Here is an 8641-nt window from a genome sequence, read left to right as displayed (position 1 = left end):
AATGCCAGCCTGGCCGCTCGGTTCCGCTACGCTTCACCTCCCGGCCAGGCTGGCATCAGAAGCGCATATCAACTAACTATGAAACCGGACCAGTCATCGCAGGCAGCCCAAGTAGACGTGTGACAAGGGCGGAGAATCTTCTGGGTGTGACATTATTCGAACGTAGCAGAACAGGGACAGCAACAACCAATTTTGGAAAGTATGTTTTACGATATGTTCGTAATATCATAGAAGATGCTAGACACCTCGGAGAGGTAACTAATGATTTGATAGACCTTCCGGATGGTGAGTTACGCGTAGGACTGGGCCACCCACCTCTCCATTCAAAGGCCGCACTATTGTTACGATCATGGAGCAATAGCTATCCGCTGACCCGAATCAGTCTTCGCGCAGCGTCCGATCATGACATTGTTTTTACATTACGGAATCGGCTTATTGATGCGGCGATCATTCCTCAGTTCGCACTTGATAATGGTCTCGCCTCCCTGCCCCTGTATCGAGAACGTATCGTTGCGGCCCTGCCTCATGGCCACCCACTCTCAAATCGAGAGACACTGTCCATACGGGAGTTGACCAAGGAGCGCTTGCTAGTGCCTTCGAAAAGTTACGTTGAACAGCATACGTATTTTCACCTAGCTCAGATCGGATCGCAGACGCATATCCCCGTGCATTACGGGGGTATACTAACGCTTCTCTCGCAAGTGCGTATGGGATCGAATGTCGCGCTTTGCAATGCAGCTTGCCAGGAACTCCAACCGTGTGGGCTGGTCTTTCGGCCGCTTGATGATCCGAATGCCGAATTCGACGTTCATCTAGTGTGGCGAACTGAGGCAGAAGATGCACTACTGGGCCGGTTCGTCGCCTTCATGCGCGATCTTGTTCGAGATCGAGGGAAATCGCCTTGCGTCTAGTCTTAAAACGACGAAACACCCGATCCCCCTCCATGAAACGAGCCAGCATTGGTGCAATCAGCCTTGCCGGCACGATTTCGGCCTGTCCGCTTTCATGCGCCAGTTGGCGCCCGTACTCGACCAGATCGAGATGCACGGCTGCAGGAAGCTCCACGGTGAGCCGCACCGGTTTGTCATCCGCGATCGGCCCGAGCCTAAGCTTCGTCATTGGGACTCCTCCTGTCCGTAGGGGGTGAGCATCAGGTCACGATGCACCATCACCCGCACCGGAAAGCCCGGTCGGATGATGTTGGTGGGCTGGATATTCAGCGACCGTCCGACGATCTGTTCGCCGATCTGGTTGAAGCCCTGCGAGCCGCCGGTGCGCAGCGCTTGGGCTATGCCATTGCCGCCGCTTATATCGGCCTCGGAGCCGACACTGAGGACGGTCGAGACCAGGGCAGCCTTGAACACATCGCCCCAATGGTTATCGGTCTGATCCTGCAACCCGGCATAGCCGGCTGCATCCGCGGCCGGTTCGTTCTCCAGCACGATCGAATCCCCGGCCCCGCGCATCAGCCGGATCCAGACCAGCAGCACACGGGTCTGGCCATAGGCGATCTGGGAATCATAGCGGCCGATCAGTTTCGCCCCCTGCGGGATCAGCAGGATATGCCCGGTGGAAGAGTCATAGACGTTCTCCGTCACCTGGGCCGTGACCTCGCCCGGCAGATCAGAGCGAATGCCGGTGATCAGCGCACCGGGAATGATCGCGCCTGCCTGGAGCAAATAGGGGCTGGGAATGGGTGTCAGCCTCTCGACGCTGACGGTGCGGTGATCGACGGGACCGTCGAGAAATGCCTGCTTGCGATCGGTGGCAACGCTGCTGGGCGGGGCTACGGTTGCGCCCGGCGTCGCGATATCCCGTCCCATCTGCGTCTGGGTGAACAGATGGCTGACCCGCGCCGCTTCCTGCTCCTGGGCAATGCGCTGTTTTTCCGGGTCGGCGGGTGCCGCCGGTGTCGCCATGCCGGGAGCACCCACGCCAGCCTTGAGCAACGGCCCACCAAGATCGCCAGGCAACGGCGGGCCGATACGCGGCGGATGGCTATAATCGCCCGGCAGATTGGCCAGACCGTCGGGCGTGGTGCGATTGCCAGTATTGTAGAGTTCGGCGTTGCTCTTCGGTGGCACTGGCTTCAGCGCCAGATAAAGCGCGCAGCCGATTCCGCACACGGCGACGACTGACAGGCCGAGGATCACCTTGCGCGACAGCCGCGTGACCGGCGGCCGCGTCGTCCGCAGCCGCATCTCTCCGGGTGGCCTGACAGCAGCCCCTGCCGTTTCGGTGCCGCCATTTCCGGCGCTGTCGCTCATGACCGCCGCGTCCCGTCGGTGCGGACAATGCGCACGACCTGCTGATGCTTCACCCCCAGCCGCAGTTCGGCGGCGGCAAACAGGCGATCGACGATCATGCGATTGCCGCGCACCCGGTAGTTCACCAACTGACCGTCGCCCTGTGGGCCGATCACCCACAGCGGCGGCATCTCACCCTGCGCGATGCCAGTGGGGAATTCGATAAAGACCTGCCGCCCGTCATCGAAGGCCCGCAACGGCCGCCACGGCGCCTCGTCGCCCTCGATCCGGTAGCGGAAATTCAGCGCATCGAGATCGACGCCGTTCGCGACTGGCGTCGAGAGGTCCGCGTCACGATCCTGGCCGCGCAGGGCAACGATCTGGTCCTGGGGATAGTCCCACGACACCGACGCCATGTAGGTCCGCTCATCGGAGCGCAGCTCCAGATGATAGGTGCGCCGGTCGGTATTGATGACCAGGTTGGTGGTCAGGTCCGGGCGGGTCGGCTTGAGCAGGATATGAATCCGCTTCGTCCCCCCTGCCCCGCTCTCGGTATCGCCAATGATCCAGCGCACGGTGTCGCCGGCGGCGACCGGACCGGAACCGACCAGCTTTTCGCCCGGCTGCAGCGCAATATCGGTGATCTCGCCCGGTGCCGCGTAGAGCTGGTAGAGCGCACCCTCGGAAAACGGATAGACCTGAATCGCATTGAGATAGCCAGCCCGCGTCGGCTGGATCCGCGCCGCGCTGTTGGCGCGCTCGACCCGCTGGTGCGGATCCGTCGGGTCCGGGGCCGCATGCCGGGTTAGGATCGGCTTGAGCTGCCCCGGCAGCGGCAAGGGCTCGGGGAGTGCCACCACCTGCACCGGCTTGGGCGGGTCAGGCGTAAGAACCGCCTGGCGGGGCGTATCGTCGTATTTGATGGCAGGCGGCTTCCATGAGGAGCAGGCTGCAAGGGGCGCCAGCAGGATCATGAACGGCGCGATGGTGTTGAAGGTGCGCATCAGCCGAGTTCCCTGGACCAGTTGAGGGCATGGATGTAGATGCCAAGCGGGTTCTTGCGCAGCCGCTCGGCATCAGTCGGGGTGGTGACGACGATGGTGAGGATCGCGCTCCAGCGCTCGCTGGCGGCCAGCGCGCCATCGACATAGCGGCGCTCGATCCATTCCACCCGGAAACTGTCGTCGGAGGCGCGGATGACGCTGGCGATTTCGACCGCCACCTGCATCTTGCCGATCCGGCTGAAGGGATCGCTGGTGCGGGCATAATCGTTCAGGGCCAGCGCGCCGCGATCGGTGACGTAGTTATAGGCGTCGAGCCAGTTCTGCCGCAGCACTACCGGATCGGCCGGAATGGCGCGCACCTCGGAGATGAAGCGTGCCAGATACCAGGCGATCTGTGGGTCGGTCGGGCGATAGGCGGCGGTCGCCGAACCAACGGCCTGCGCCTGACCGAGATGGTCGATCTGCACCACCCAGGGCGTGACGGTGCCGCGCAGCGACTGCCAGACCAGCCCAGCGCCCAGGCCGCCGCTCAAAGCCAGGCTGCCGAAGAAAGCCAGCCGCCAATTGCGGGCCTGGACGCGGGCCGAGCCGATGCGGTCGTCCCAGACCTGAGCGGCCTTGTGATAGGGCGTCTCGGGCTCCGGCGTCCGGCCGAAACGCACATTGGGGCGGCGGAACATGGCTATTCTCCTTCTGAGAGATCGACATCGTGGCCGCCGCTGGGCCGGTCGCCGCCCTTGATCGCCTGCGCGGCCGCGTCAGCCCCGCCCTTGATCCGGTTGTTGCGCTGCATCCGGCTGGCCCAGGCCGGCGGTTTGCCGGCAGAACCTCCACCGCCGCCGCCCGAGGCCGTGGTACCGCCCGTCCCACCGGTGGCGGCCGCCCCGCCGGCCTGATAGCTGGTGCGAACACCGGTCGCCGCGCGGCGCAGCGGGCTGGCGGCAGCGGACAGTCCGGTTTTGGCCACACCTGCCGCGCCGCCCGCCCGATAGGCGGCGGTGGCACCTCCGGCGACAAAGGCCCCACCACGCACGGCCGCCATCGCTGCACCCGCAGCGAGTCCGACCCCTGACGCGGCGGCCACGCCGACACCGACAACCCCAGCCGCAGTGGCGACGGCGGAGCCCGCACCCAACTGCGGGCCACCGGCGATCAGCCCATTGGCCAATGCCGGGCCGAACACGGTCAGGCCGAGCAGCGTCAGCGAAGCGAGGATCAGGGTCAGCGCATCATTGATGGTCGGCGGGTTGTTGAAGCCGCTGGTGAACTGGCCGAACACCGTCGAGCCGATACCGACGATGACGGCCAGCATCAGCACCTTGATCCCGGACGACACGACGTTGCCCAGCACCTTCTCGGCGAGGAAGGCGGTGCGGCCGAACAGGCCGAAGGGCACCAGCACGAACCCGGCAAGTGTGGTCAGCTTGAACTCGATCAGCGCCACGAAGAGCTGGATCGCCATCACAAAGAAACTGATGACCACGATCAGCCAGGCGATCAGCAATACCGCGATCTGGATCGCATTGTTGAAGATGGCGACGAAGCCGACCAGCGAGGAGATCGAGGTCAGGATCGGCTTGCCGGCATCGATGCCGACCTGGGCCAGCCGCCCCGGCTGGAGCAGTTGCGCCTGGGTGAGATGTCCACCACCGGCCTCGATGCCCAGCCCGGCGAAGGACTCATAGATGATCTGCGCCAGATGGTTGAAATCGCCGATAATGAAGGCGAACAGGCCGATGAACAGGGTCTTGCGGATCAGCCGCGCCAGCACGTCCTCGTCCGGCGCCAGCGCCCAGAACAATCCGGCCAGGGTGATGTCGATGGTGATCAGCACACCGGCGAGCCAGTGGACGTCGCCCTGCACCAGACCGAAGCCGGAATCGATATATTGGGTGAAGATGGCAAGGAAATTGTCGATGACGCCGGTGCCCTGCTGCATGGCGTCACCGTGCCGCGTCGGGCGCAAAGAAGCGCTTGCGGTTCTCCGCCCAGATCGCCGCACAAGCCGGATCGCCGTCGGCCTTCATGCCGAGCGCCTGACAGTGCGCCAGACCGGCGGCCAGCCGGTCATGAGAGCCCGGCGGCCCGAGATCGGGCACGCCGACGTCACGGGGGACGTGCCGGAGATGCAGGCTCGCGGCGACCAGAATCAGAACGACCAGCCCGACGGCGACGAGCCGGAAGACGATCGGCGGGGAGAGACGCGGCCAGCGCATCAGTGAAACATCTGCGCGGTGCCGGGGGTGTAACCGGCCCCGTAATTGAGGAAATTCGCCAGTTGTGCCCTGCCCTGCTCCTCACCCTCGACCTGACGGGCGCCTTCCAGCGCCTGGGCGCGACCCATCGCCGTAACGACCGCGGTGAGGTCGGCAAGCTGGCGGGTCTGCAGCGCGGTCAGCTGATTGCCCGATTGCGCGGCCTGCAAGGCGCCGCTCGCCGCCTGGCTGGAGGTAACCAGACTGTCGATCTGGCTGCGCGTGGCATCGAGATTCTGCACCGCGCCAGTCTGCACGCGCAGCCCGTCCTGATAAGCGCCCCGCGCGTTCTGCCATCGCGTCTGGGCGTCGGCCGTCATCTGCACCGCCGAACTCGGGCTGCCCAGCGCTTGGGGATAGGTCTGGGTGAAGGCCTGATCGATGCTGGTCAGGTTATAGGAGAGCCCCTGCGCCTGGCCGACGATCTGCTCCGTCTGCTGGATTGAGTGCTCCAGCGGCGCCAGCACCGAGAGCGGAAGATTGGCGAGGTTGCGGGCCTGGTTCTCCAGCATGGTCGCCTCGTTGAGCAGGCTCTGCGCCTGCTGGTTGACCTGCTGCAATTCCCGCGCCGCGATCAGTACCGTCTGGACATGGGCGGCGCCGTCATAAACCGCCCATTGCGCATGGGCCGGGGCGCTCACGACGATGGATGACAGGGTGCCAAACCCAGCCACGAACACTGCTTTGTAGATCAACGAATTTCTCATGATCCCTCTCCCGGCCTGAGCATTTCGATCGCCCAGTCCACGCCCCTGTGCGCCAGCCAAGCCGCCGCGAACCCGTCGCGCCCGTGCCGGGCGAAGATCCGGTCGATGGCGGCCTGATCGTCGGGCGAAGACGCGGCGGTGAAGGCCAACGCCACCTCGGACAGGCCGAGATCGAACAGCCGGTTGCCGCGCCGAGACTGGCAGTAATAATCGCGCTTGGGCGTCGCCCGGCTGAGGATCTCGATCTGGCGGTCGTTCAACCCGAAACGGCGATAGATCGCGGTAATCTGCGGCTCCAGCGCCCGGTCATTGGGCAGAAACACGCGTGTCGGGCAGCTTTCGATCAGCGCCGGCGCGATCGGACTGGCGTCGATATCGGCCAGCGACTGGGTGGCGAAGATGACGGAGGCATTCTTCTTGCGCAGCGTCTTCAGCCATTCCCGGAGCTGTCCGGCAAAGGCGCGATCGTCCAGCGCCAGCCAGCCCTCGTCGATGATCAGCAGCGTCGGGCTGCCGTCGAAGCGGTCCTCGATACGATGGAACAGATAGGACAGCACGGCGGATGCCGCGTCGGAGCCGATCAGCCCCTCGATCTCGAAGGCCTGGATGTCGGCCACGCCCAGCCGCTCATGCTCGGCGTCGAGCAATTGTCCCCACGGGCCACCAACACAATAAGGCTGCAACGCCTGTTTCAGCGCCAGCGACTGGAGCAGCGCCGACAGGCCGGTAAGGGTGCGTTCCGTGACCGGGGCCGAGGCCAGCGAAGTCAGCGCCGACCACAGATGCTCCTTGAGGTCGGGGACAACCGTGACGCCCTCGCGCTCCAGGAGGGTCGCCACCCACTCCGCTGCCCAGGCCCGTTCGCCCGGCTCATCGATCCGCGCCAACGGTTGCAACGCGACCGGTTCATTCACGTCCTGCGCCAGCGCGCCACCGAGATCGTGCCAGTCGCCAGCCATCGCCAGGGTAGCCGCGCGGATCGAGCCACCGAAATCGAAGGCGAAGATCTCCGCCCCGGCATAGCGGCGGAACTGCATCGCCATGAAGGCCAGCAGCACGGACTTGCCGGCGCCAGTCGGTCCGGCGATCAGCGTGTGGCCGACATCGCCGACGTGGAGGGCAAAGCGGAATGGGGTCGAACCCTCGGTGCGGGCATAGAATAGCGGCGGGGCCGCGAAATGCCCGTCGCGCTCGGGCCCGGCCCATACCGCGGAGAGCGGGATCATATGCGCGAGGTTCAGGGTCGAAACGCAGGGCTGGCGGACATTGGCATAGACATGACCCGGCAGGCTGCCGAACCAGGCCTCGATGGCGTTCACCGTCTCACGCATGCAGGTGAAGTCGCGACCCTGGATGGTTTTTTCCACCAGCCGCAGCCGGTCGGCGGCGATCCCGGGATCCTCGTCCCACACCGTGACGGTGGCGGTGACATAGGCCTGCCCGACCTGGTCGGTGCCGAGTTCCTGCAACGCCGCATCGGCGTCGGCCGCCTTATTGGCGGCGTCGGAATCCAGCAGCACCGACGCCTCGTTGGTCATCACCTCCTTGAGGATCGCCATGATCGATTTGCGCTTGGCGAACCACTGCCGCCGGATCCGGCCCAGCACTTTCGTGGCGTCAGTGCGATCGAGGCAGATTGCCCGTGTCGACCAGCGATAGGGGAAGGCCAGCCGATTCAGCTCATCCAGCAGCCCCGGCCAGGTCTGGGTGGGAAAGCCGGTGACGGTCAGCGTGCGCAGATGCGCATTACCCAGACGCGGCTCCAGCCCACCGGTCAGTTCCTCATCAACCAGGATCGCATCGAGGTGCATCGGGATTTCCGGCACCCGGACCCGCTGCAGGCGCGTCGAGATGCAGGAATGGAGATACGTCAGCGTTTCGCCGTCATCGAGCCAGTCTGCCTCGGGCATGAAGCCGTCGAGCAGCGCCAACACCCGATCGGTCTGGTCGATGAAACCCGCGACCACCGCCCGCCAGTCGGAGCCGCCATGGGCGCGATTCTCATAGAGCCAGGCTTCGGCGCGGGCGGCATCGTCCGCCGGCGGCAACCAGACCAGGGTGAGGAAATAGCGGCTCTCGTAATGCGCGTCCTCTTCCTCGAACTGTGCCCGACGCTCGGCATCGACCAGTTCGGACGCGGGATCGGGAAACGGGCTGGAAGGATAGCCCCGCGCTGGCCGGCGCTGCGCCTCGACAAAAAGTGCCCAGCCGGAGCCAAGCCGGCGAAGGGCATTGTTCAGGCGCGCAGTAATGGCGACCAGTTCGGAGGCGGTCGAGGAGTCCAGATCGGGACCGCGGAACCGGGCGGTGCGCTGGAAGGCGCCGTCCTTGTTCAGCACCACGCCCCTGGCGACCAGTGCCGCCCAGGGCAGGAAATCGGCCAGCCGATCGCGGTGGTGGCGGTATTCGGCGAGATTCAGCATGGCGCC

9 protein-coding genes are annotated in these 8641 nt (G+C 64.9%); 1 reads left to right on the top strand and 8 read right to left on the bottom strand.

Annotation, left to right across the window (positions count from 1 at the left end; genetic code table 11):
- Positions 1 to 119: 119 nt before the first annotated feature.
- Positions 120 to 911: a LysR family substrate-binding domain-containing protein gene (locus tag HLH27_RS17360; protein WP_408870863.1), complete on the top strand. Its 792-nt coding sequence runs from the start codon at positions 120 to 122 to the stop codon at positions 909 to 911.
- On the opposite strand, the gene HLH27_RS15905 is transcribed toward HLH27_RS17360, so the two are convergent.
- The 8 genes from HLH27_RS15905 to trbE are packed head-to-tail and all read right to left on the bottom strand — an operon-like array spanning position 865 to position 8635.
- Positions 865 to 1119, bottom strand: coding sequence for a DUF2274 domain-containing protein (locus HLH27_RS15905; RefSeq protein WP_182951024.1), 255 nt, complete (start codon positions 1117 to 1119; stop codon positions 865 to 867). The genes HLH27_RS17360 and HLH27_RS15905 overlap by 47 nt on opposite strands.
- Entirely contained in the window at positions 1116 to 2267 is a 1152-nt protein-coding gene (locus tag HLH27_RS15900) for a TrbI/VirB10 family protein (protein ID WP_182951023.1), read from the bottom strand. Before HLH27_RS15900 ends, HLH27_RS15905 begins: the two co-directional genes overlap by 4 nt.
- On the bottom strand, positions 2264 to 3250 hold the full coding sequence (gene trbG, locus HLH27_RS15895; RefSeq protein ID WP_182951022.1) for a P-type conjugative transfer protein TrbG: 987 nt from the start codon (positions 3248 to 3250) through the stop codon (positions 2264 to 2266). The genes HLH27_RS15900 and trbG overlap by 4 nt, the downstream gene beginning before the upstream one ends.
- Complete coding sequence (gene trbF, locus HLH27_RS15890; RefSeq protein WP_182951021.1) at positions 3250 to 3930, bottom strand: conjugal transfer protein TrbF; 681 nt, start codon at positions 3928 to 3930, stop codon at positions 3250 to 3252. Before trbF ends, trbG begins: the two co-directional genes overlap by 1 nt.
- Before the next feature lie 2 nt (positions 3931 to 3932).
- Positions 3933 to 5189 (bottom strand): P-type conjugative transfer protein TrbL, encoded by a 1257-nt coding sequence (gene trbL / locus HLH27_RS15885; RefSeq protein WP_182951020.1) that lies wholly within the window; start codon positions 5187 to 5189, stop codon positions 3933 to 3935.
- A gap of 4 nt (positions 5190 to 5193) precedes the next feature.
- Complete coding sequence (gene trbK-alt, locus HLH27_RS15880; RefSeq protein ID WP_182951019.1) at positions 5194 to 5466, bottom strand: putative entry exclusion protein TrbK-alt; 273 nt, start codon at positions 5464 to 5466, stop codon at positions 5194 to 5196.
- Positions 5466 to 6197 (bottom strand): P-type conjugative transfer protein TrbJ, encoded by a 732-nt coding sequence (trbJ, locus tag HLH27_RS15875; protein WP_456305495.1) that lies wholly within the window; start codon positions 6195 to 6197, stop codon positions 5466 to 5468. The genes trbK-alt and trbJ overlap by 1 nt, the downstream gene beginning before the upstream one ends.
- 11 nt (positions 6198 to 6208) lie before the next feature.
- Positions 6209 to 8635 (bottom strand): conjugal transfer protein TrbE, encoded by a 2427-nt coding sequence (trbE, locus tag HLH27_RS15870; RefSeq protein ID WP_182951017.1) that lies wholly within the window; start codon positions 8633 to 8635, stop codon positions 6209 to 6211.
- Positions 8636 to 8641: the final 6 nt, after the last annotated feature.

Origin of the sequence: Gluconacetobacter takamatsuzukensis, assembly GCF_014174275.1 — a bacterium.
GTDB lineage: Bacteria > Pseudomonadota > Alphaproteobacteria > Acetobacterales > Acetobacteraceae > Gluconacetobacter > Gluconacetobacter takamatsuzukensis.
The sequence above is the reverse complement of the archived record's forward strand: the minus strand, read 5'-3'. Positions and strand labels throughout refer to the sequence as shown.